The organism is Amycolatopsis lexingtonensis, assembly GCF_014873755.1.
GTDB lineage: Bacteria > Actinomycetota > Actinomycetes > Mycobacteriales > Pseudonocardiaceae > Amycolatopsis > Amycolatopsis lexingtonensis.
Window position 1 is genome coordinate 4,117,265 of sequence record NZ_JADBEG010000001.1, and the last position, 26,604, is coordinate 4,143,868.

Sequence of the window (26,604 nt, forward strand, 5' to 3'; positions counted from 1 at the left end):
GGGTCAGGTGGCCTCGCCGTCGAGCGCCGCGCGGACCAGGTCGTCGACCGACATGCCGTCGATGTCGGCGGCCTCGTCCCCGGCCGGGTCGGGCCCGGCCAGGCGGCGCAGGGTGTCCAGCACGCCGCTTTCGCGCAGGCGTGCCGGGGAAACGGCCGCGAGCAGGGCCCGCAGCTCGGAGTCCGGGTCCTCGGTGTCCGGGGCCAGCTGCCGCACCAGGTCGGCGGCGAGCACGGCCGGGGACGGCTGGTCGAACACGAGGGTCGCGGGCAGGTCGAGCCCGGTCGCCGCGGCGAGCTGGTTGCGCAGCTCGATCGCGGACAGCGAGTCGAAGCCGAGCCCGGAGAACGGCCGCTCCGGGTCGACCGCGTGCGGCCCGGCGAACCCGAGCACCGCGGCGACCTGGGTGCGGACGACGTCGAGCGCGGCTTTCTCGCGGTCGGCCGCCGGCAGCTTGCCCAGCCGCTCCCGCAGCACGACGCCGGCGTCGGCCGGTGCTTCCGCGGTGAGCCGGTGGTACTCCGGCAGGTCGGTCAGCAGCGGCGCCGGCCGGGCCGCGGTGAACGCGCGCAGGAAGGTGGCGTGGTCGATGTCGGCCACCACCGGCGCCGCGTCGGCCGCGAACACGACCTGCGCGAACGCGGCGAGCGCCAGCTCCGGCGCCACCGGCCGGGTGCCGGTGCGCTGGGCCCGGGCCGCCGCGTCGGCGGTCTCGGCCATGCCCGCCCGCCAAGCGCCCCAAGCGATCGAGGTGCCGGGCAGCCCGTCCGCGCGCCGCCGTTCGGCGACGGCGTCGAGCACGGCGTTCGCCGCGGCGTAGTTGGCCTGGCCGGCGTTGCCGACCGAGCTGGACGCCGAGGAGAACAGCGCGAAGACGTCGAGGTTCAGGTCCCGGGAGACGCGGTCGAGCACGAGCGCGGACTCGGCCTTCGCCGCGAACACGGCGTCGAACCGGTCCGGGCCGTAGCCCTCGAGCACGCCGTCGTCGAGGACACCGGCGGCGTGGATCACCGCGGTGACGTCCGGGGTCAGCAGGTCGCGGACGGCGGCCGGGTCGGTCAGGTCGCAGGCGACGACCGACGCCCGCGGGCCCAGGTCGGCCAGCAGCGCGACGGCGTCCGGGGTGTCCGGGCCGCGGCGGCCGGTGAGCACGACCCGCGCGGCGCCTTCGGCGAGTGCCCAGCGGGCGACGTGCTTGCCGAGCGCGCCGGTGCCGCCGGTGACGACGACGGTGCCGCGGGGCTGCCACGCCCGCGTCGGCTGACCGGCCGGAGCGCGCACGAGCCGCCGGGCGAACGCGCCCGCCGCGCGCACCGCGACCTGGTCTTCGGTCCCGGCGAGCACCGCGCCCAGCCGGGCGAAGGCGTGTTCGTCGAGGTCGGCGGGCAGGTCGGCGAGGCCGCCCCAGCGGTGCGGCTGCTCCAGCGCCGCGACTCGGCCGAGGCCCCAGAGCGCGGCCTGCGCGATCGAGGCGACCCGGTCCGACGGCACGGCGGTGACCGCGCCACGGGTCAGGCACCACAGCCGGGCCGCGCTGCCGGTGCCCGCGAGGGCCTGCAGCAAGGCGGTCGTGGCCGCGGCACCCGCGGTCGGCGTCGATTCGTCCAGGCCCAGCAGGGAAACGACGCCGGTGACACCGTCGAGCGCCGCAGTCAAGGTCTCCGGGCCGGTGACCTCGGCACCGAGCGCGGTGACCACGCCGGCGACCCACGGGTCTTCGGCGAAGCCGGCGGGCACGACGACCAGCCACTTGCCGTCCGGCACCGCACCCGGGGCACCGCCGAGCGGCTTCCACGTGACCCGGTACCGCAGCTCATCCACAGTGGACTGCTGGGCGCGCCGGGTTTGCAGGTCCAGCAAGGCGGGCAGCACGGCGTCGAGCGCGGCGCGGTCGACGTCGATCTCCTTGGCGAGCACGTCGGCGTCCAACCCGGACAGGAAGTCCGGCGTGACGGCCGCGGCCGGGGCGTCCGGCCAGAACCGCTCGTGGTGGAACCGGTAGGTGGGCAGGTCGACCGGCCGGGCGCCGTCGAACAGGTCCGCCCACTCGACCGGCGTGCCGCCGACGTCGAGCCGGGCGAGTGCCGAGACGAGCGTCGGCTCGTCTTCGCGGCCGGCGCGCAGGGCGGCGGTCACGGTGGCGGATTCGCCGGTCAGCGTCCGGGTGAGCGCGGCGAGCGTGCTGTCCGGGCCCAGTTCCAGGTACTTGGTGACGCCGAGCCCGTCGAGCGCGGCGACGGCGCCGGCGAACAGCACCGGACGCCGGACGTGGTCGGCCCAGTACGCCGCCGTGCCCAGCTCGCCGGTGACCGGGGACGCGGTGACGGTGGACACGACCGGGAGCGCCGGCGGGGCGAACTGCACCCCCGCGGCGATCCGCTCGAATTCGTCCCTCATCGCGTTCATATGCGACGAGTGAAACGCGTGGCTGACCCTTAAATGTCTAGTCTTTCGGCCGCGGGCCGCGACGAGGCCCGCGACGTCGGCGACCGCGTCCGGGTCACCCGAGACGACCACCGCTTCGGGTCCGTTGACCGCGGCGATCGACAACGGCCGCCCGCTGATCAGCTCTTCCGCCTCGGTCTCGGTGACCTGCAGCGCGGCCATCGCCCCGGCCGGCAGCTCCTGCATGAGCCGGCCGCGGGCGGCGACCAGCCGGGCCGCGTCGGCCAGCGACAGCACGCCCGCCGCGTGCGCGGCGGCGAACTCGCCGATCGAATGCCCGGCGAGGTAATCGGGCCGCACGCCCCACGACTCGACGAGCCGGTAGAGCGCGACCTCCACGGCGAACACCGCCGGTTGCGACCACCGGGTCTGGGCCAGCAGGTCGGCGTCGTCGCCGAAGACGACGTCCCGGAGCGGGCCGGGCAGGTCGAGATCCAGGTGCGCGCAGGCCTCGTCGAACGCGGCGGCGAACACCGGGAACCGCGCGTTGAGGTCCCGTCCCATGCCCGGGTACTGCGAACCCTGGCCGGAGAACAGGAACGCAAGCTTCCCGGTCGTGGGCTTGCCGGTGTGCACCAGCGGCGACGGCGTCCCGGCGGTGAGCGCGCCGAGCCCGGTCAGCAGTTCTTCGCGGTCCCCGGCGACGACGACCGCCCGCGACTCGAACCAGGCGCGGGTCGCCGCCGCCGAGAAGGCGATGTCGGGCAGCGCGAGCTCGGGGTGCGCGACCAGGTGGTCGCGCAGGGCCCGGGCCTGGACGCGCAGGCCTTCGCCGGTCCGCGCGGACAGCCGGACCGGCACGGTCGCCGGGGCGGCGGCCGGGCGCGGGTCCGCCGGCGGCGCCTGCTCCAGCACCAGGTGGGCGTTGGTGCCGCTGGCGCCGAACGCGGAGATCCCGGCCCGGCGCGGGTGCCCGGTCTCGGGCCACGGTTGGCTCTCGGTCAGCAGCGCGACGCGGCCCGCGGACCAGTCGACGTGCTCCGACGGCTTGTCCACGTGCAACGTCTTGGGCAGCAGCCCGTGCCGCATGGCCAGCACCATCTTGATCACCGCGGCCGCGCCGGCCGCCGCCTGGGTGTGGCCGAGGTTGGACTTGACCGAGCCGAGCAGCAGCGGCCGTTCGCGCTCGCGGCCGTAGGTGGCCAGCAGGGCTTGCGCCTCGATCGGGTCGCCGAGCTTCGTGCCGGTGCCGTGCGCCTCCACGGCGTCCACTTCGGACGGTGCCAGTCCGGACACGGCCAGGGCGCGCTTGATCACGCGCTGCTGGGCCGGGCCACTGGGCGCGGTGAGCCCGTTGGACGCGCCGTCGGAGTTGACCGCCGAACCCCGCACCACGGCGAGGATCCGGTGGCCGTGGCGGCGGGCGTCGGACTCGCGTTCCAGCACGATCATGCCGACGCCTTCGGACCAGCCGGTGCCGTCGGCCGCGTCGGCGAACGCCTTACAGCGCCCGTCCGGCGACAGCGCGCCCATCTCGCCGAACTCGACGAACCCGGTGGGGCTCGACATCACCATCACGCCGCCGGCCACGGCGAGGGAGCACTCCCCCGCCCGCAGCGCCTGCGCGGCCAGGTGCAGCGCGACCAGCGACGACGAACAAGCCGTGTCGACGCTGACCGACGGGCCTTCCAGCCCGAGTGCGTAGGAGACGCGGCCGGACAGCAGGCTGGCCGCCTGCGCGGTGGCCTGGTGCCCCGGCGTGTCGGCGGGCGGGGTGTAGTCACCCGAGCCGCCGCCGATGTAGACGCCGGTGTCGCCGCCGCGCAGGCCGGTGGCGTCGATGCCGGCGCGTTCGAAGGCTTCCCACGCCACCTCGAGGACGAGCCGCTGCTGCGGGTCCATCACGATCGCTTCGCGGGGCGCGATGCCGAAGAAGCCGGGGTCGAACTCGGCCGCGTCGTGCAGGAAGCCGCCTTCCTTGGCGGCGCTGCTGCCCGGGCCGTCGCCGGTCAGGGTGGCCAGGTCCCAGCCGCGGTCGGCCGGGAAGCCGCCGACGACGTCCCATTCGTCGACGACCGCCTGCCAGAGGTCCTCGGGCGAGGCGATGCCGCCGGGGTAGCGGCAGCTCATGCCGACGATGACGACCGGGTCGTCGCCGAGCGCCGCCGGGGCCACCTCGGTGGCTTCCTCCTCCTCGCCGAACAGCTCGGCCAGCAGGAACGCGGTCAGCTCGCGCGGGGTCGGGTGGTCGAACACCAGGGTCGCCGGGAGCCGTAGCCCGGTCTCGGCGCTCAGGGCCGTGCGCAGGTCCATCGCGGTCAGCGAGTCGAAGCCCAGCGCGGCGAACGCGCGGTCGGGTTCGATCCGGTCGGTGCCGGTGTGGCGCAGCACGGTCGCGGCGGCGGTCCGGACCAGGTCCAGGACGGCGTCGGACCGCTCGCCCGGGGCCAGGTCGCGCAGGCCGGGCCCGGTGGCCGGGGCCGGGGTGAACAGCGGGGACAGCAGCGGGCTCGGCCGGGCCGCGGTGAACGCCGGGCCGAAGCGCTCCCACCGGACGTCGGCGACGACCGTGGTGAGGTCCGCGGACCGGACGGCGGCGAGCAGTGCGGCGGTGGCGGCGGCCGGGTCGAGCACGGGCAGCCCGCTGTCGCGCAGGTGGGCTTCGTCCTCGCCGGTGCCCGCCCAGGCCGAGAAGGCGACGACGGACGCGGGTTCGCCGCGGTCACGCCGTTGCCGCGCGAAGGCCTCCAGTTCGGCGGCCTCGGCGGCTTCGTCACCGCGGCCGCGCACGCCCCAGACCCCGGCGACCGAGGTGAGCAGGACGAAAGCTTCCAGGGGCCACTCGGCGTACTGCCTTGCCTCTTCGAGACTTCCACTGTGGATGACCGCGTCCGGCGGGGACGCCAGTGCGGCCGGATCGCGGACAACGTCGACACCGGTCAACTGGTCGGCGAGCAGTGCGGCCGGGCCGTCGCCGGTGACGAGCACGGTGCCGCGCGGTTCCCAGCGCTCCCCGCCGGTGGCGGCGCGGGTCAGGCGGCGGCCGTAAACCCCGGCCGCGCGGACGGCGACCTGGTCTTCGTCCCCGCCGAGCACCGCACGCAGCCGGGCAGCGGTACGGGTGTCCAATTCGGCCGGGACGTCGACGAGCCCGCCCCACCGCTGCGGGTCGTGCAGGGCGGCGACGCGGCCGAAGCCCCACAGCGCGGCCGGTCCGTCGACGCGCTCGGCCGGGGTGACCGCGACGGCGCCGCGTGTCACGCACCAGACCGGGACGTCGACCTCGGCCAGGAGTTCCCTGGTGCCCGCAACGGTTTCCCGCAGCGAGACGACCACGTCGGCGTCGGCCAGGTCGCGACCGGCCCCGAGGGCTTCGGTGACCCGGTCCGCCCACTCGACGTCGTCGCCAGGCACGACCACGATGTTCGCGGGCTTGGATTCGGCGACGGTGACCGGCTGCCAGGTGATCCGGTAGCGCAGGTCGTCGGCCGCGGCCGCTTCGGCTTGCTTGCGCCGCCAGGTGGCGAGGGCGGGCAGCACGGCGTCGAGCGCGGCCGGGTCGACGGCGAGCTGCTCCGCCAGCCCGGCGGTGTCGGCGCGGTCGACCGAGGCCCAGAAGCCGTCGTCGGCCGGGCCGCTCGTGACCACCTCGGGCCAGAACCGCTCGTGCTCGAACGGGTAGGTCGGCAGCTCGGCGCGGCAGGCGCCGGTGCCGGCGAACCACGCGGCCCAGTCCGGGTTCACGCCTGCGGTGAACAGCGTGCCCAGCGCGATCGCCGCACTGTCCTCTTCGGACCGGCCGCGGCGTGCCAGCGGCACGATCACGCGGTCGTCGGCCGGTTCGACCAGCGGCGTCAGCGCGGCGTCCGGCCCGACCTCGACAAACAGCGAGACCCCGGACTCGGCCAGCCGGTCGAGGGCGTCGCCGAAGCGGACGGTCTCGCGGACGTGCCGCACCCAGTACTCGGGATCGGTGACATCGCCCTCGGTGACGAGCGGGATGACCGGGGCCGCGAACCGCAGCCGGGTCACGACGTCCCGGAACGCGGGCAGCATCGGGTCCATCAGCGGCGAGTGGAACGCGTGGCTCACGGTGAGCCGCCGTCCGCCGCCGAAGGTTTCGGCCACCGCGAGCACGGCTTCTTCGTCCCCGGAAAGCACGACGGACTGCGGGCCGTTGACCGCGGCGATCGCGACCCCGTCGGTCAGCCGCTCCCGGACGTCGGCTTCGGCGGTCCGCAGCGCGACCATCGCGCCGCCCTCGGGCAGCTCCTGCATCAGCCGGGCCCGGGCGGCGACCAGCGTGCAGGCGTCCTCGAGGGAGAGCACCCCGGCCACGTGAGCCGCGGCGACCTCGCCGACCGAGTGCCCGGCGACGAAGTCCGGGCGGACACCCCACGACTCCAGCAGCCGGAACGCGGCGACCTCGAACGCGAACAACGCGGGCTGTGCCCACCCGGTCCGGTCCAGCTCCGCCGCGTCCTCGCCCCAGGCGACGTCGCCCAGCGTCATCCCGAGGTGCGCGCAGACCTCGTCCCACGCGTCGGCGAACACCGAGTACCGCGCGTACAGCTCGCGGCCCATGCCCAGGCGCTGAGCACCTTGACCGGAGAACAGGAAAGCGCTGACCCGCTCGCGGGCCACTCCCCGGCTCACGACCTCGCCGTCGACCAGCACGGCCCGGTGGTCGAACGCGGCCCGTCCGGTAGCCAGGGTGAACCCGGTGTCGAGTGCGTCGCCCTCCACAGTGGACACCAAGACGTCCAAGGCCGCCGCCGAACGCGCGGACACCGGCCACGGCACCACCGTGGGCGCGGTCCCAGGAACGACCTCCCGCGCGGGCGGGGCTTCCAGGATCACGTGCGCGTTAGTGCCGCTGACCCCGAAGGACGACACGGCGGCGCGGCGCGGGCGGGCCGTCTCCGGCCACGGAGTCGCCTCGGTGACCAGGTTCAGGGCCCCGGTCGTCCAGTCCACATGGGACGACGGCTCGCCGACGTGCAGCGTCTTCGGCACCACCGCGTGACCGAGGGCGAGCACCATCTTGATCACCCCAGCGGCACCCGCGGCGGCCTGGGTGTGCCCGAGATTGGACTTCACCGACCCCAGCAGCACCGGAATCTCACGGTCCTGCCCGTAGGTGGCCAGCAGTGCCTGGGCTTCGATCGGGTCACCCAGCGTCGTCCCGGTCCCGTGCGCCTCCACGACGTCGACGTCCGAAGTGGACAGATTGGCGTCGGCCAGCGCGGCGCGGATGACGCGCTGCTGCGACGGGCCGTTCGGCGCGGTGAGGCCGTTCGAAGCGCCGTCCTGGTTGATCGCGGAGCCGCGCACCACGGCGAGGATCTCGTGGCCGTGCCGGAGTGCGTCGGACCGCCGCTCGACGACGAGGACACCTGCGCCTTCCGACCAGGCGGTGCCGTCGGCATCGTCGGAGAAGGCCTTGCAGTGCCCGTCCGCGGCGAGGCCACCTTGGGCGTCGAACTCGGTGAACGAGAACGGGCTGGTCATCACGGTGACACCGCCGACCAGCGCCAGGGAGCACTCGCCGTCGGCCAGCGCGCGGGCCGCCCAGTGCAGGGCGACCAGCGACGACGAGCACGCCGTGTCGACCGTGACCGCCGGGCCTTCGAGGCCGAGGGTGTAGGACAACCGTCCGGAAAGGACACTCGCCGTGGTGCCGGTGGCCATGTGCCCGGCGACGTCGGCGTCGGAGTTGAGCAGCAGCCCGGTGTAGTCCTGGCCGTTGGTGCCGACGAACACGCCGGTGGCGGTGCCGCGCAGGCTCGCCGGGTCGATCCCGGCGTGCTCCAGGGACTCCCACGACGTCTCCAGCAGCAGCCGCTGCTGCGGGTCCATGGCCAGGGCCTCGCGCGGGGAGATGCCGAAGAAGCCGGCGTCGAACCCGGCCGCGTCGGGCAGGAACCCGCCGTGGCCGTCGCCGAGCTTCGCGAGGTCCCAGCCGCGGTCGGCGGGGAACGGCCCGATCGCGTCGCCGCCGTCTTCGAGGAGCTGCCAGAACTTGCGCGGGGAGGTGACGCCGCCGGGGAAACGGCAGCCGATGCCGACGATCACGATCGGGTCGTCGGCGGTGGCGCGGGTGGTGACGGTCGTGGTGACCGGGGTGTCCGCGCCGACCAGTTCGCCGAGCAGGAACGTCGTGAGCGCGCGCGGGGTCGGGTGGTCGAACACCAGCGACGACGGCAGCGCGAGCCCGGTCGCCGCGCCGATGCCGTTGCGCAACTCGACCGCGGTGAGCGAGTCGAACCCGAGGTCGGCGAACGCGGCGTCCGGGGCCACCGCCCCGGCGTCGGCGTGGCCGAGCACCATCGCGACCTGCGTGCGCAGCAGGCCGAGCAGGTGCTTCTCGCGGTCGGCGGCCGGCAGCCCGGCGAGGGTGCCGCGCAGGTCGCCGCGCTCACCCGCTTCCCGGGCTTCGCTGAGGACGGCCTTCGCCCCTGGCAGGTCGGCCAGCAGCGGGAACGGCCGGCCGATCGTGAACGCGGGCACGAACTTCGCGAAGTCGATGTCCGCGATCAGGATCTCGGTGTCCCCGGCGCCGATCGCCCGGCGCATCGCGGCCACGGCCCGGTCCGGCGGCAGCAGCGCGAGCCCGCCGCGGCCGACGCGGTCTTGCACGCCCGTGTCCCCGCCGAGCATCCCGGCGCCCGCCCACGGTCCCCAGGCGATCGACGTCGCGACCCGGCCGGCGGCCCGGCGACGAGCGGCAAGGGCGTCGAGGTGGGCGTTGGCGGCCGCGTAGTTGCCCTGCCCGGCCGCGCCGAACGTGCCGGCGGTCGAGGAGAACAGCACGAACGCGTCGAGGTCGAGGTCAGCGGTCAGCTCGTCGAGGTGCTCCGCGCCGACGCACTTCGCCTCGAAGACGGTCGCGAACTGTTCCACGGTCAAGGAATCCGTGGTGCCGTCGTCGACCACGCCCGCCGTGTGCACCACGGCGGTCAGGTCCGGGATCGCCTCGATGACCCGGGCCAGCGCGTCGCGGTCGGTGACGTCGCAGGCCTCGACGGTCGCGTTCAGCTCGGCGGCCAGCTCGGCCGCGCCCGGGGCGTCCAGGCCGCGGCGGCTGAGCAGGACGAGGTGGTCGGCGCCCGCTTCGGCCAGCCGTCGCGCGATCTCCGCGCCGAGGCCGCCCGTGCCGCCGGTGATCAGCACCGTGCCCCGCGGGGTGTAGTCCGTTATACGGCCGGCTGGTGCGGTGGTGAGCCGCCGCGCGAAGACGCCCGAGGGACGGATGGCGACCTGGTCTTCGTCGCCGATCCCGCGCAGGACGGCGAAGAGGCGGCCGACCGCGCGGGCGTCGAGGACCTCGGGCAGGTCGACGAGCCCGCCCCAGCGCTGCGGCTGTTCCAGGCCCAGCACGCGGCCGAGGCCCCAGAGCGCGGCCGCATGCGGGTCGGGCGCGGGGTCGGCCGCGCCGGTGCTGACGGCGCCGCGGGTGCCCCACCACAGTGGAGCCTTGTCCCCGAGTTCCCGCGCGAAGTGCAGCGATTCGGCGGGGTCGGACAAGAGCGAAAGCACGTAGTCGGCTTCAGGAAGCTCAGCGCCCGGCTCGACCCGGGTACCGCCGATGGCTTCGGCGACCGAGTCCGCCCATGGGTCATCATGGGCCACGACCAGCACCCTGCTGGGCGCGGCGGGCTCGGCGCGGACCGGGCTCCAGACCACACGGTAACGCCATTCGTCCACTTCGGACTCTTCGCGCACGCGGTGGCGCCACGCGGTGAGCGCGGGCAGCACGGTGCCGAGCGCGTCCCGGTCGACGTCCAATGTGGTCGACAACTCTTCGACGTCCGCCGCTTCCAGTACGGTCCAGAAACCGGTGTCGGCTTCCGGTGTCGCGGGTGCGGGTTCCGGCCAGTAGCGAGACCGCTGGAACGCATACGTGGGCAAGTCGATCCGGCGGGCGCCGGTCCCGGCGAAGAACGCGGCCCAGTCCGGCCGGTAGCCGCGCGCGTGCAGATCGGCGAGCACCGCGGCGACGGTCTCCTCCTCCGGCCGGTCCTTGCGCAGCATCGGCTTCGCGGTGGACATCGCGGACAGGACCGCGTCCGGCCCGAGTTCGACGTAGGCGGTGACCCCGGCTTCGTCCAGGGTCGTGAGCGCGTCGGCGAACCGGACGGCCTCACGGGCGTGGCGGACCCAATAGTCCGGGCCGTCGGCGAGGTCCGCGCCGGCGACGGTGGACACGAACGGCAGCTCCGGCGCCGAGAAGGTGAGCCCGGCGATGGCGCCGCGGAACTCGTCCAGCATCGGCTCCATCAGCGAGGAGTGGAACGCGTGCGACACGGTCAGCCGCTTGGTCTTCTCGAACCGCTCCGCGAACGCGAGCACGGCTTCTTCACGTCCGGAGACCACAATGGACTCAGGGCCGTTGACCGCTGCGATGTCGCCGCTCTCCGGAAGCTGCGCGCGGACGTCGGCCTCGCTCGCGCGGATCGAGACCATCGCGCCACCGGCCGGGAGGGCCTGCATGAGCCGGCCGCGCGCCTGCACCAGCGTGGCCGCGTCGGCCAGGGACAGCACCCCGGCGACGTGCGCGGCGGCGATCTCGCCGACCGAGTGCCCGGCGACGTGGTCGGGCCGCACGTCCCAGGACTCCAGGAGCCGGAACAACGCGACTTCGATCGCGAACAGCGCGGGCTGGGCGTACCGGGTTTCGTTCAGCTGCTCCGCTTCCGGCTCGCTGAAGAGCAGCCGCTGATCCAGTCCGAGGTGCGCGAGGACTTCGTCGAGGGCCTCGGCGAACACCGGGAACCGCTCGTACAGCTCCCGTCCGGCGCCGGGCCGCTGACTGCCCTGACCGGTGAACAGGAACGCCGTCGTGGGCCGGGTGGCCGACGTGCCGCGCAGGACGTGCGCGGCGGGTTCGTCGTCGGCGATCGCCTTGAGTCCACTTTGGATCTCGTCGCGGGTGGCGGCCAGGATGACCGCGCGGTGGCTGAGGTCCGCGCGAGCCGTGGCCAGGGTGAAAGCGATGTCGGCCGGTTCGCCGGGCCACGCTTCGAGCCGGGCGACCTGGGCGCGGAGAGCTTCCGGTGTCCGGGCCGAGACCACCACGGGCACGGTCCCGAGCGTCCTCGGCTCCGGCGCCGCGGCCGGTTCGGGGGCCTGCTCCAGTACCGTGTGGACGTTCGTCCCGCTCAAGCCGAACGACGACACCGCGGCCCGCCGGGGCGCGCCCGTCTCCGGCCACTCGGCGGTTTCGTCGAGCAGCCGGATCGTGCCGCTCGACCAGTCGATGTGCGATGACGGCGTGTCCGCGTGCAGGGTTTTCGGCAGCACGCCGTGGCGCATGGCCATGACGAGCTTGAGCACCCCGGCGATGCCGGACGCCATCTGCGTGTGGCCCAGGTTCGACTTGACCGAGCCGAGCAGCAGCGGCCGCTCGCGGTCGCGGCCGTAGGTGGCCTGCAGCGCCTGGACCTCGATCGGGTCGCCGAGCGGGGTGCCGGTGCCGTGGCCCTCGACCGCGTCGATATCCGAAGTGGACAGGCCGGCGCTCGCCAGTGCCTGGCGGATCACGCGTTGCTGGGACGGGCCGTTCGGCGCGGTCATGCCGTTGGACGCGCCGTCGGAGTTCATCGCCGAGCCGCGGACGACCGCGAGGATCTCGTGGCCGTTGCGCTGCGCGTCCGAAAGGCGCTCGACGAGCACCAGCCCGACGCCCTCGGCGAGGCTCATGCCGTCGGCGTCGTCGGAGTAGGCCTTGCAGCGGCCGTCGGGTGCCATCGCGCGCTGGCGGCTGAACCCGATCCACGGCGCCGGCGTCGCCATCACGGTGACGCCACCGGCGAGCGCGAGCGAGCTTTCCCCCGAACGCAGCGACTGGCACGCCAGGTGCAGCGCGACCAGCGACGACGAGCACGCCGTGTCGAGCGTGACGGCCGGGCCCTCCAGCCCGAACAGGTAGGCGATCCGGCCGGAAAGGACACTCGACACCGCACCCGTGATCATGTGGCCTTCGGAGCCCTCGGCCGCGTTGAGCACGGTCGAGGCGTAGTCCTGGTAGCTGGCGCCGACGAAGACGCCGGTCCGGCTCCCTCGCGCCGCGGCCGGGTCGACGCCCGCGCGTTCGAAGGTCTCCCAGGCGACTTCGAGGAGCAGGCGCTGCTGCGGGTCCATCGACAGGGCTTCCCGCGGGGAGATCCCGAAGAAGCCGGCGTCGAAGTCCGCGACGCCGTCGAGGAAGCCGCCGAGCGTCGAGTAGGTCTTGCCGCTGCGGTCCGGGTCGGCGTCGAACAGCCCGGCGGCGTCCCAGCCGCGGTCGGGCGGGAACGACGAGATCGCGTCGCCGCCGCCGATGACCAGGTCCCACAGCGCTTCCGGCGACGTGACCCCGCCGGGGAACCGGCAGCTCATGCCGACGATGGCGATCGGCTCGTCGACGGCGGTGGCCGCGACGACGGTCTCGCCGCCCACCGAACCGTCCAACGTGGACAGGATGAACCCGGCGAGCGTGTCGGCGTTGGGGTAGTCGAACACGACGGTGCTGGGCAGGCTGAGCCCGGTCACGACCTCGAGGCGGTTGCGCAGGTCGACCGCGGTGAGCGAGTCGAAGCCCAGCTCGCGGAAGGCGCGGTCGGCCTCGACGGCGTCGCCACCGGAGTGGCCGAGCACGGCGGCCGCTTCGGCCCGCACGAGATCGACGACGAGCCGGCGGCCGGCGGTCGCGGGCAGTGCACGGACCCGGCCCGCGAACGCCGAGGCGTCCGCGGTGTCGTCGGCCGCTTCGGTGAGCCGGCGGACGGCCGGCAGCTCGGAGAACAGCGGGCTGGGCCGCACCGACGTGAACACCGGGTGGTAGCGGTCCCAGTCGAGATCGGCGATGAGCAGCGACGTTTCGTCGTCGGCCAGCGCGCGCTTGAGCCCGGCCAGCGCGAGGCGGGGTTCCATGAACCGCAGGCCGCTGCGCAGGATCCGGCCCGGGTCGACGCGGCCCAGCTCGCGGTCGTCGGCCCAGATGCCCCAGGCGACGGTGGTCGCGGGCACCCCGCGGGCACGCCGCTGCTCGGCGAGGGCGACGAGGTGGGCGTTGGCGGCGGAGTAGGCGCCGTGATCCCCGCTGCCCCACAGGCCGGCGGTCGAGGAGTAGAGGACGAAGTGCTCGAGTTCGCCTTCGTCGAGCAGCTCGTCGAGGACGGCGTCGAGGTTCGTCGCGCCGGTGACCTTGGCGTCGAGGACCTCGGCGAACGCGGTCGCGTCGGTGCCGGTGAGCGGGGCGAGCGCGATGTGGGCGGCGGTGTGCACGACGGTGGTGATCCGTCGTCCCTCGCCCTTGAGCCTGCCGATCAGCTCGGCGACGGCTTGCCGGTCGGTGACGTCGAGCGAGACCACCTCGGCCGACGTGCCCAGTTCGTCCAGCAGGGCCTGCGCGTGGGGGGCGTCCGGCCCGCGGCGTCCGGTGAGGACGATGTGCTCGGCGCCTTCGGCCGCGAGCCAGCGGGCCAGGTGCGGGCCGAGGGTGCCGGTGCCGCCGGTGATGACGGCGGTGCCGTGGGCGCGCCAGGGGCGCCGGGCAGGACCGGTGACCGGCGCGGGCACGAGCCGCCGGGCGAAGACGCCCCCGGAGCGGACGGCGAGCTGGTCTTCGTCCCCGGCCCCGGCGAGCACGGCGACGAGCCGCCGGGCGGCGGCCGCGTCGAGGGTCTCGGGGAGGTCGACGAGCCCGGCCCAGTGCGCGGGGTGTTCGAGCGCGGCGGACCAGCCGAGGCCGTGGACCTGGGCTTGGGCGGGGTCGCGGACGGGGTCGGCGGGGCCGGTGGAGACGGCCCCGCGGGTCAGCGCCCACACGCGCGGCGCGGGCTCGATCCCGGCGACGGCCTGGACGAGCGAGAGCGTGCGCAGGAGGCCGCGGTCGAGGCCCGGGTGGTCCGTCGGCGTGTGGTCGGCCGCGAGCAGCGACACGATCCCGGTGACGCCGTCGAGGTTCCCGGGCGTGAGGTCGTCGGTCTCGCGCACGTCGGCGCCGTGCTCGCGCAGGACGTTCGCGACGTCTTCGCCGTCGCCGAGGACCAGCCAGGTGCCGGACAGCGTCGTCCCGGCCGGGCGGACCGGGCGCCAGGCGATCCGGTACCGCCAGGAGTCCACAGTAGACTCTTCGTCGCGGCGGGCGTGCCACGCCGACAACGCGGGCAACAGGTCCTCGAGCGCGGTTTGCTGGCGCTCGTCCAGCTCCAGGAGATTCGTGAGCCCGGCACGGTCGTCGCGGGTGATGGCCTGCCAGAGTTCGTCGTCGGCCGGGGCTGTCGACGTCGCTTCGGTTTCGTCGATGGCCCAGTAGTGTTCGTGCTGGAAGGCGTAAGTGGGCAAGTCGATCCGGTGGCCGCCGGTGAGGGCGTCCGCCCAGTCGACCGCCACCCCGCGGGTGTGCGCCTCCGCGAGGGATTTCAGGAACCGGTCGACCCCGCCGTCGTCACGGCGCAGGGTGCCGAGCGCGGTCACCGGGACACCGGCGGTCTCGGCGAGTTCGCCGATCGCCATGCCGAACACCGGGTGCGGGCTCGACTCGACGAACACCGAGTGCCCGTCGGCGACCGCGGCCGACAGCGCCGCGGCGAACTCGACCGTGCCGCGCAGGTTCCGGCACCAGTAGTCACCCGTCAGCTCGGCCGGCTCGACGAGCCCGCCGGTCACCGTCGAGTAGAACCGCACGCCGGTGTCCCGCGGCGAAACCGGGGCCAGCAGCTCCGCCAGCTCGGCCGCGATCCCGTCGACCTGCGGCGAGTGCGCGGCGAAGTCGACGCCGTCGAGCCGCCAGCGCATCAGCCCGGCCTTGGCGAGCCGGACTTCCAGTTCGGCCAGCGCGGCGGGCTCGCCGGACACCGTGACCGAGCGCGGCCCGTTCACCGCGGCGACGGCGATCCGGTCGGCCAGGTCGCCGATCAGCGCCCGCACTTCGTCGCCGCCCGCGACGACCGACAGCATCGCGCCGTGCCCGGACAGCCGCTCGGCGATCAGCTTCGAGCGCAGCGCCACCACGCGGGCACCGTCCTCAAGGGACAGTGCACCCGCGACACACGCGGCCGCGATCTCGCCCTGGGAGTGCCCGAGCACCGCGACCGGCTCGACGCCGTGCGCGCGCCACAGCTCGGCCAGCGAAACGAGCACCGCCCACAGCACGGGCTGGACGACGTCGACGCCGGTCGCCGTGTCGTCGTGCAGGACGTCCGCCAGCTTCCAGTCGACGAAGGGGTCGAGCGCGGCGGCGCACTCGGCCAGCCGTGCGGCGAACACCGGCGACGTGGTCAGGAGTTCGCGCGCCATGCCCGGCCACTGCGAGTCCTGGCCGGGGAAGACGAACACCGGCGCGCCGGACCGCTTGGCCGAGCCCTGCACGAGCGCGGGGTCGGCGGCGTTCCCGGCGAGCGCGGCCAGCCCGCGCCGCAGGTCGGTGACGTCCTCACCGACGACCACGGCGCGCTGTTCGAACGTCGTGCGGTGGTGCGCGAGCGTCCAGCCGACGTCGACCGGGCGTTGCTCGTCGACGAAGTCCAGCAGCCGCGCCGCCTGGACCTTCAGCGCGGACGCGCTCTTCGCGGACAGGGGCCACACGACCGGTCCGGAATGCGGCGGCCGCGGAGCTTCTTCGACCGCGGGCGCGGCCTCGATGATCGCGTGGGCGTTGGTGCCGCTGATGCCGAAAGACGAAACGCCGGCGCGGCGCGGGTGCCCGGTCTCCGGCCAGGCCGTCTCCTCGGCGAGCAGCTCGATCGCCCCGGCCGTCCAGTCGATCTTCGTGGACGGCTTGGCGACGTGCAGGGTGCGCGGCAACACGCCGTGGCGCATGGCGTGCACCATCTTGATCAGGCTGGCGACCCCGGCGGCGGACTGGGTGTGCCCGATGTTGGACTTCACCGAGCCGATCAGCAACGGCCGTTCGCGCTCGCGGCCGTAGGTGGCCTGCAGCGCCTGGACTTCGATGGGGTCGCCGAGCGCGGTGCCGGTGCCGTGCGCGTCGAGCGCGTCCACTTCGGACGGTTCGAGTCCCGCGTTGGCCAGCGCCTGGCGGATGACCCGCTGCTGCGACGGGCCGTTGGGCGCGGTGAGGCCGTTGGACGCGCCGTCGGAGTTGACCGCCGTGCCGCGCACGACGGCGAGGACCGGGTGGCCGAGACGCTGGGCCTCGGAAAGCCGTTCCAGCACGAGCATCCCGGCGCCCTCGGCGAGGGACATGCCGTCGCCTTCGTCGGAGAACGCCTTGCAGCGGCCGTCGAAGGCGAGCGCGCGCTGGCGGCTGAACGCGACGAACGGGTCGGGCGAGGCCATCACCGTGACCCCGCCGGCGATGGCGAGCTCGGACTCGCCGGAGCGCAGCGACTGGCACGCCAGGTGCAGCGCGACCAGCGACGACGAGCACGCCGTGTCGACGGTGACCGACGGGCCTTCGAAGCCGAACAGGTAGGACAACCGTCCGGAAAGGACACTCGGGATGGTGCCGGTGACGAGGTGGCCTTCGGTGCCGTCGCCGGTCGCGACGCCGTAGTCCTGGAAGCTGGAGCCGACGAACACGCCGGTCCGGCTCCCCCGTACGGCCGCCGGGTCGACGCCCGCGCGTTCGAAGGCCTCCCAGGACACTTCGAGCAGCAGGCGCTGCTGCGGGTCCATCGACAGCGCCTCGCGCGGCGAGATGCCGAAGAAGCCGGCGTCGAACTCGGCCGCGTTCTCGAGGAACCCGCCCAGTGTCGAGTAGGTCTTGCCGCCGCGTTCGGGATCGGGGTCGAACAGGCCGGCGGCGTCCCAGCCGCGGTCGCCGGGGAACGCCGAGATCGCGTCCACCCCGCCGGTGACCAGTGCCCAGAGTTCCTCGGGCGTGGTGACCCCGCCGGGGAAGCGGCAGCCCATGCCGACGATGGCGATCGGCTCGTCGGTGGCCCCGGTCGCGGCGGCGACGGCGTCGGCGGTGCCGGAGCCGTCGATCTCGGTGCGCAGGAAGGCGACCAGGCCGAGCGGGGTCGGGTGGTCGAAGACCAGCGTCGCGGGCAGGGCCAGGCCGGTGGCGTCGGCGAGGCGGCGGCGGAACTCGACGGCGGTGAGCGAGTCGAAGCCGAGGTCGCGGAAAGCGCGTTCTTCGGCGACGGCGTCCGCGGTGACGTGCCCCAGCACGGCGGCGGCCTCGGTGCGGACCAGGTCGAGCAGCGCGCGGTCGCGTTCGTCCTCGGACATCCCGGCGAAGCGGGCGGCGAAGGCGCTGACCGCGGCGGTCACGGCGGCGGGCGGGGCCTCGGCGAAGGCGTCGAAGAGCCGGGTGGCGCGGGTGGCGGTGAAGACGGGCAGGAAGGTGTCCCAGGCGACATCGGCGACTACGACGGTGGTGTCGTCGCGCACGAGGGCGCGTTCCAGCTCGGCGAGGGCGTTGTCGGTCGGCAAGAACCCGAGCCCGCGGCGGCTCAGCTGCCCGGCGACGTGCTCGTCGGTGGCCATGCCCTCCTCGGCCCAGGCTCCCCAGGCGATGGACGTCGCCCGGCGGCCGTTGTCCCGGCGCGCTTCGGCGAGGGCGTCGAGGTAGGCGTTCCCGGCGGCGTAGGCAGCTTGGCCCCCGCTGCCCCAGACGCCCGCGACGGAGCCGAAGAGCAGGAAGAAGTCGAGGTCGTGGCCGGCGAGGAGGGCGTCGAGGTGGGCGGCGCCGGTGGTCTTGGCGGCCATCACGCGGGTCAGCTCGGCGAAGTCCGTGGTGTGGACGGGGTCCATGGCCTGCGCGATGCCCGCGGTGTGCACGACGCCGGTGAGGTCGGGGTGTTGGTTGAGCAGGGCTTCGACGGCGTTTTCGTCCCCGACGTCGGCCTTGGCGATGGTGACCCGCGCGCCGGCCGCGGTGAGTTCCGCTTCCAGTTCTCCGGCACCCGGAGCGTCTGGGCCGCGGCGGCTGACGAGCACGAGGTGTTCGGCGCCGGCGTTCGCGAGCCAGCGGGCGACGGACGCGCCGAGGGCGCCCGTGCCGCCGGTGATCAGGACGGTGCCCCGGGCTCGGAAGCGCCCGGGTGTTTCGGCGGGCCGGTAGCGCACGATGCGGCGGCCGAGGGCGCCTTGGGGCCGCAGCGCGATTTGGTCTTCGCCGTTCGTGCCGGTCAGGACGGCGGCCAGGCGGCGGCCGGTGGGGAGGTCGAGGGTGGCGGGCAGGTCGATCAGGCCACCCCAGAGCGCGGGCTGTTCGAGCGCGACGGTCCGCCCGAACCCCCAGATCCGCGCGGCGACGGGGTCGGGACCGTGGTCACCGGGGGTGGAGACGGCGCCGGAGGTGAGGCACCAGAGGCGCAGCCCGAGGTCGGCGTCGGTGAGGGCTTGGACGAGGGTGAGGAGATCTTGCAGCCCGCGGTCCCCGGCGGCCGGGAGGTGGATGACGCCTTCGGCCGGTCCGGCATCGGCCAGCGCGGCGGCAAGGGTGGTGCGGTCAAGGGTGTCTTGGTTCGAGGTCGCGATGCGGGTCACCGTCGCGCCGTGCGCGACCAGCGCCGACTCGACCTCCGTGCCCTCCTCCGCACCAGCCGTCACCAGCAGCCAACGGCCGCTCAGCACCGGTGCCTCCGCCGTGCGGAACGATGTCCAGTCCGTGCGGTACCGCCAAGACTTCGCCGTCTCCTCGGCCGCACGGCGGTCACGCCAGCCGCTCAGCGCCGGGAGCAGGGTCTCCAAAGACGACCGCTGCTCCTCCCCCAGATCCAGCAGCCCCGCCAGCTCGGACGCATCCCCGCGGCCGATCGCCTCCCAAAGCGGCCCCTCCGCCTGCTCAGGAGTCCGCGGAACGGCCGCCGCCCAGTAGTGCTCGCGCTGGAACGGGTAAGTCGGCAGGTCCACCGTCCGCCCGCCGCCCAGGAACGCACGCCAGTCCACCGCACAGCCGCGCGTGTACACCGTGGCCAGTGCGACAAGAGCCGACTCCACCTCAGGACGGTCCTTGCGCAGCAGCGGCACCGTCCCAGGCCGGTCCAGCAACGCCGACAGCGTCCCGTCCGGCCCCAGCTCCAGGTACGTCGACGCCACATCCGCGACCGTCTCTGTGAACCGCACCGTCGCGCGCACGTGCTCGACCCAGTACTCCGGCGAACACACGTCACCGCAAGAAACAAAAGACAACGTCGGCGAAGAGAATGTCAACGACGAAACCACGGACCGGAACGAGTCCAGCATCGGGTCCATCAGGTGCGAATGGAACGCGTGCGACACCGAAAGCCGCGTCGTCTTCCCGAAACGGGCCGCAACCGCCAGCACCGCCTCCTCGTCACCCGACAGCACCACCGACTCCGGGCCGTTCACGGCCGCCAAGTCGACACCGTCCACAAGCGCCGCCCGAACGTCCTCTTCGGACGCCCGAACCGCGACCATCGCGCCACCGGCAGGCAACGCCTCCATCAAGCGGGCGCGAGCCGACACCAGCGCGCACGCGTCCTCCAGCGACAGCACCCCGGAAACGTGCGCCGCCGCGATCTCGCCGACCGAGTGCCCGGCGACGACGTCCGGGCGCACGCCCCACGACTCCAGCAGCCGGAACGCCGCCACGCCGAACGCGAACAGCGCCGGCTGCGCGTTCCCGGTCCGCTCCAGCACAGCCGGATCGTCACCCCACACGACGTCGCGCAGGCCCGGGTCGCACCGGTCGAGCACGTCCGCGAACACCGAAGCGAACACCGGAAACCGCGAGGCCAGCGAGCGGCCCATCCCGAGCCGCTGCGCGCCCTGGCCGGGGAACACGAACGCGAGCCCGCCGTCGGTGACGACGCCGCTCACCACACCCGGCGCCGGCGCACCGGCGGCCAACGCCGAAAGCGCCAGCGGAACGTCCGGGCCGAGCACGACCGCCCGGTGCTCGAACGCCGTCCGCGTCGTCGCCAGTGACCACGCCAGGTCACCGCGCGGGAAGTCGACGCGGGAAAGGTTCGCGGCCTGGGCCCGCAGCCCCTCGGCGGTCCGGGCCGAGAGCAGCAGCGGAGCATCCTCGAGGGTCTCGACGGGCGACGGCGAAACCTCGGGAGCCGCTTCCAGCACCACGTGCGCGTTGGTCCCGCTGATGCCGAACGACGAGACACCCGCGCGCCGCGGCCGGTCCGCATCGGGCCACGGCGTCGCCGACGAAGCCAGTGACACCGCGCCGGCCGTCCAGTCCACATGGGACGACGGCGTCCCCGCGTGCGGCGAACCCGGCACCGTGCCGTGTTCCATCGCCAGGACCATCTTGATGATCCCGGCGACCCCGGCCGCGGCCTGTGTGTGCCCGATATTCGACTTCACCGAACCCAGCAACAGCGGCGTCGAGCGGTCCTGCCCGTAGGTCGCCAGCAGCGCCTGGGCTTCGATCGGATCACCCAACGTCGTTCCGGTGCCGTGCCCTTCGACGACGTCGACGTCCGAAGTGGACAGACCAGAGACGGCGAGCGCGGCGCGGATCACCCGCTGCTGCGACGGCCCGTTCGGCGCGGTCAGGCCGTTGGACGCGCCGTCGGAGTTGACCGCCGAACCGCGCACGACGGCGAGCACGCGGTGCCCGTGCCGGCGCGCGTCCGACAGCCGCTCCAGCACCAGCACGCCGACGCCTTCGGACCAGCCGACCCCGTCGGCCTCGTCGGTGTAGGACCGGCAGCGGCCGTCCGGGGAAAGGCCGCGCTGCCGCGAAAACTCGACGAACGAGTTCGGCGTGGACATCACCGTCACGCCGCCGGCCAGCGCGAGCGAGCACTCGCCCGACCGCAGCGCGTGCGCCGCCCAGTGCAGCGCGACCAGCGACGACGAGCACGCCGTGTCCACGGTGACCGCGGGTCCTTCGAGGCCGAGCGCGTAGGCGACCCGGCCGGACACCACGCTGGACGCCGTCCCGCTGCCCTGGAAGCCTTCGAAGTCACCCCCGGCCAGCACCAGGCCGTAGTCGTTGTACATCACGCCGGCGAACACGCCGGTCGCGCTGCCGCGCAGGGTCCGCGGGTCGATCCCGGCGCGCTCGATCGCCGTCCAGGACGCCTCCAGCAGCAGGCGCTGCTGCGGGTCCGTCGCCTCGGCCTCGCGCGGGCTCATGCCGAAGAACCCGGCGTCGAATTCGCCCGCGTCGTGCAGGAAACCGCCTTCGCGGGTGTAGGACGTGCCCGCGTGGTCGGGGTCCGGGTGGTACAGCGCGCCCAGGTCCCAGCCGCGGTTGACCGGGAACGGCGACGTCGTGTCGCGCCCCTCGGCCACCGCCGCCCAGAGGTCCTCCGGCGACGCGATGTCCCCCGGGAAGCGGCAGCTCATGCCGACGATGACGACCGGGTCGTCGTCGGCGACCGCGGTCCGGGTGACGGCCGGGCCGCCGTCGTCGGCGCCCAGCAGTCGGTCCCGCAGGTGGCCGGCGAGCGCGGCCGGGGACGGGTAGTCGAACGCCGTCGTGGCGGAGAGACGCAGGCCGGTCGCCGCGTCGAGCCGGTTGCGCAACTCGACCGCGGTCAGCGAGTCGAAGCCCAGCTCGGCGAACGACCGCGCCGGGTCGATCGCCCCGGCGCCCGCGTGCCCGAGCACGGCGGCGACCTCGCGGCGCACCAGGTCGGTCACCCGCGCGGCCCGACCGGCGTCGTCCAAAGTGGACAGCTGCTGGGCCAGCCGCCCGGCCCCGCCCGCGGCGCGTACCGTGCGGCGGGTGCCGACCAGCGCACGCAGCACGGCCGGCGGTTCCGGCTGCGCGGCGAGCACCGGCAGGTCGAAGCGGACCGGCACGACGGCGGGCTCGCCGGTCGTCAGCGCGGCGTCGAACAGGGCGAGGCCTTCGGCTTCGGTCAGCGCCGGGATGCCCAGCCGGGCGAACCGGCCGCCGGCGCCGCCCGCCATGCCTTCGCCGCCCCACGGTCCCCACGCCAGCGACACCGCGGGCAGCCCCGCGTCCCGGCGCTGCTGGGCGAGGGCGTCGAGGAACGCGTTGGCCGCGGCGTAGTTGGCCTGCCCGGCCGCGCCGAGGGTGCCCGCCAGCGAGGAGAACAGCACGAACGCGTCGAGTTCGCGGTCGCGGGTCAGCTCGTGCAGGTGCCAGGCGGCGTCGGCCTTCGGCGCGAGGACCTTCGCGATCCGGTCGGCGTCGAGGGTGTCGAGGAGCCCGTCGTCGAGGACGCCGGCGGCGTGCACGACGGCGGTCAGCGGGTGCGCGGCCGGGATCCCGGCCAGCAGGGCGGCCACGGCGTCGCGGTCGCTCACGTCGCAGGCGACCACCGTGACGTCCGCGCCGAGCCCGGCCAGCTCGGTGAGCAGGCCATCCGGCGCGTCACCGCGGCGGCTGGCCAGCAGCAGGTGCCGGACGCCGTGCTCGCGGACCAAGTACGCGGCCAGCACCCGGCCCAGCTCGCCGGTGCCGCCGGTGATCAGGACGGTCCCGTCCGGGTTCCAGCCGTGTGCCTCGCCGGTCGCCGTGCGCACCAGCCGCGGCGCCAGGACGCGCCCGTCGCGGACCAGGAGCCGGGGTTCGCCGGTCGACAGCGCCGTCTCCAGCACCTCGGCCGGTACGTCCTCAGTGGACTCGATCAGGACGAACCGGCCCGGGTGTTCCTGCTGCGCGGCCAGCACGAGCCCGCGCACCGCGGCGGCGGGCAGCTCGGCCGGAATGACCAGCGCCAACCTGCGCGCGTCTTCGGTCAGCCGCTCCCGCAACAACTCCAGGGCCTCCCCCGCGAGCGCACGGGCGGCCTCGGGCGGAGTTCCGTCCGGAATGGACAGCGTGACGACATCGGCGTCGGCGTCGGTGACACCGGTGACCGGTTCGGTCCAGTCCACCCGGTAGACGCTGCCGCCGGTCACCGGCGCTTCGGTCGAGATCGGACGGACGGTGAGGGATCCGACGGTCGCGACGACGTCGCCTTCGGGCGTGGACAGCGAAAGCGCCAGGGTGTCGTCGCCGGTCTTGCGCATCGCGACCCGCAGCGCGGTCGCGCCGACCGCGCGCACGGCGACGTCCTGCCAGGAGAACGGCACGCCACCCGGGCCCGCGAAGCAGGCCGCGGCGTGCAGGGCCGCGTCGAACAGCGCCGGGTGCAGGTCGAAGGTCTCGGCCTCGACGTCGTCGGGCAGCGCCACTTCGGCGAAGACGTCGTCGCCGTGCTGCCAGGCGGCGCGCAGCCCCTGGAACGCCGGGCCGTACTCGCGCTCGTCGTAGAAGCCGGTGAGGTCGACGGCGGTGGCGTCCGCGGGCGGCCAGGCGGCGGGGACGTCCGCCGGGGTGTCGATCCGCTCGGCCAGCCGGCCGACCGCGTGGGAGGTCCAGCCGACCTCGCCGTCGGGTCGCGAGTGGACGGCGACCGGGCGGCGGCCGCGCTCGTCGGGCGCGCCGACCCAGACCTGCACGACCACCCGCTCCCCCGCCGCGCCGAGCACCAGCGGGCGGGTCAGCGTCAGGTCTTCGACGTCCGGGCAGCCGGTCTCGGCGCCGGCGCGCACGGCCAGTTCCAGCAGCGCGGTGCCGGGCACGACGACGGCGCCGCCGACGCGGTGGTCGGCGAGCCACGCGTGCGTGCCCGCGTCGAGGCGGCCGGTCAGCAGCAGGCCGTGGGCGTCGGCGACCTCGACCGCCGTGCCCAGCAGCGGGTGGTCGACGCTGCGCAACCCCGCCGAGCGCAGGTCACCGCGGGCGCGGCCGGTGTCGCGCGGCCAGAACCGCTGCCGCTGGAAGGCATACGTGGGCAGCTCGACCCGGGTGCCGGTCCCGGCGAAGTACGCGGTCCAGTCCACGGCGACGCCGTCGCCGTGCAGCCGGCCGAGCGCCTCGGCCACCGACGTGAGCTCGTCGCGGTCCTTGCGCAGCACCGGCACGGCGAGCGCGCCGGGCACGTCGACCAGCGGCGTCAGCGCGGCTTCCGGCCCCACCTCGACGAACCGCCGCACGCCCGACTCCGCGAGCCGGGCGAGGACGTCGCCGAAGCGGACGGCGTCGCGGACGTGCCGCACCCAGAACTCCGGATCGGTGACGTCGCCCGCGGTCACCACCGGCACCGACGGCTCGGCGAACGCCAAGCCCGAGACGACCTCGCGGAACGCGGGCAGCATCGGGTCCATCAGGTGCGAATGGAACGCGTGGGACGCGCGCAGCCGGGTCGTGCGCTCGAAGCGCGCGGCGACCGCGAGGACGGCATCCTCCACACCGGACACCACCACCGACGACGGCCCGTTGACGGCGGCGATGTCGACCCCGTCCACCAAGGCCGCCCGGACGTCCTCTTCGGACGCGCGCACGGCGATCATCGCGCCGCCGGCGGGCAGCGCGCCCATCAGGCGGGCGCGGGCCGACACCAGCGCGCAGGCGTCGTCGAGGGAGAGCACCCCGGCGCAGTGTGCGGCGGCGATCTCCCCGGCCGAATGGCCCGCCAGGACGTCCGGCCGCACGCCCCACGACTCCAGGAGCCGGAACAGCGCGACCTCGAAGGCGAAGATCGCCGGCTGGGCCTGGGCGGTGTCCGCGAGGCGATCCGCGTCGGCGCCCCAGACGACGTCCCGCAGCCCGGGCTCGAGCCGGTCGAGGACCTCGTCGAACGCGGCCGCGAACACCGGGTACGCGCCGTGCAGCGCCCGGCCCATCCCGAGGTGCTGGGAACCCTGGCCGGTGCACAGGAACGCGGTCTTGGCCTTCGCCCGCGGCGAAGCGAAGCCGGTCAAGTCGCGCAAGGCCGCCACGACGGCGGCGGGGTCCGCACCGACCACAGTGGACCGGACGGCGAAGGCGGTCCGCGCGGTGGCGGCGGAGAAAGCCACGTCGGCGAGCGGAGTTCCCCGCTCGAGCACGTCGGCCAGGCGGGCAGCCTGCGCCCGCACGGCTTCCTCGGACTTGCCCGAGACCAGGATCGGCACCGGACGCGCGAGGTTTTCCCGCGCCGGCTCCTCAACGGCCGGCGCCTGCTCGACGAGCACGTGCGCGTTCGTCCCGCTCAGCCCGAACGAGGAAACCCCGGCGCGGCGCGGTTCCCCGGTCTCCGGCCACGGCGTCGCCGCGGTCGCCAGCTCGACGCTCCCGGCCGTCCAGTCCACATGGGACGACGGCGCGTCCACGTGCAGCGTCGGCGGCACGACGCCGTGACGCATCGCGAGGACGACCTTGATCACCCCGGCGACACCCGCGGCGGCCTGGGTGTGCCCGAAGTTCGACTTGACCGAACCGAGCAGCAGCGCGCGGTCGCGGTCCTGCCCGTAGGTCGCCATCAGGGCCTGCGCTTCGACCGGGTCGCCCAGCGTGGTGCCGGTGCCGTGCGCCTCCACGACGTCGACCTGGCCGGGCGCGAGCCCGGACGCCTTCAGCGCCTCGCGGATCACGCGCTGCTGGGACGGGCCGTTCGGGGCGGTGAGCCCGTTGGTGGCGCCGTCCTGGTTGACCGCGCTGCCGCGGAGCACGGCGAGGACCGGGTGCCCGTGCCGCCGCGCGTCGGACAGCCGCTCCAGCACCAGGACGCCCGCGCCCTCGGCCCAGCCGGTGCCGGCGGCGGAGTCGGCGAACGAGCGGCAGCGGCCGTCCGGGGACAGCCCGCCCTGGCGGCTGAACTCGACGAACGTCGTCGGCGCGGACATCACCGTCACGCCGCCGGCCAGCGCCAGCTCCGACTCGCCCGACCGCAGCGACTGCGCGGCCAGGTGGAGTGCGACCAGCGACGACGAGCACGCCGTGTCCACGGTGACCGCCGGGCCGACCAGCCCGAGGACGTAGGCGAGCCGGCCGGACAGCACGCTGTTCGTGTTGCCGGTCAGCAGGAAGCCCTCGGACGGGCCCGCCGCGCCGGTCAGGTACTCCTGCGCCATCGCGCCGACGAACACGCCGGTGCGGGTGCCCTTCAGCGCGGACGGCACGATGCCCGCGCGCTCGATCGCCTCCCACGCCGTTTCGAGCAGGATCCGCTGCTGCGGGTCCATTTCGGCCGCTTCCCGCGGGGAAATGCCGAAGAAGCCCGCGTCGAACTCGGCCGCGTCGAGCAGGAAGCCGCCGGACATCGCGGCCTCGCCGCCGTCCGCGGCGAGCGCGCCGAGGTCCCAGCCGCGGTCGGCGGGCAGCCCGGTGACGCCGTCACGCCCGGTGCTCAGCAGCTCCCAGAAGTCCTCGGGCCCGGCGACGCCGCCGGGGTAGCGGCAGCCCAGCCCGACGATCGCGATCGGCTCGGCCGCGCGGCTTTCGAGCTCCGCCAGCTTCTGCTGGGTGCGCACAAGGTCCGCGCTCGCCCGCTTGAGGTAGCTCCGCAGCTTCTGTTCGTTGTCCATGAATCAGCAACCCATCCCGACACGACG

General features: G+C 74.6%; 1 protein-coding gene. It reads right to left on the minus strand.

The window, feature by feature from the left end; genetic code table 11:
- Window positions 1-3: 3 nt before the first annotated feature.
- Window positions 4-26,577, minus strand: coding sequence for a type I polyketide synthase (locus tag H4696_RS18220; RefSeq protein ID WP_192782386.1), 26,574 nt, complete (start codon window positions 26,575-26,577; stop codon window positions 4-6).
- Window positions 26,578-26,604 lie beyond the last annotated feature (27 nt).

What these genes read in the sequence shown, in the direction of transcription:
- H4696_RS18220 (WP_192782386.1), bottom strand. Translation starts at nt 26,577, where the DNA reads ATGGACAACGAACAGAAGCTGCGGAGCTACCTCAAGCGGGCGAGCGCG.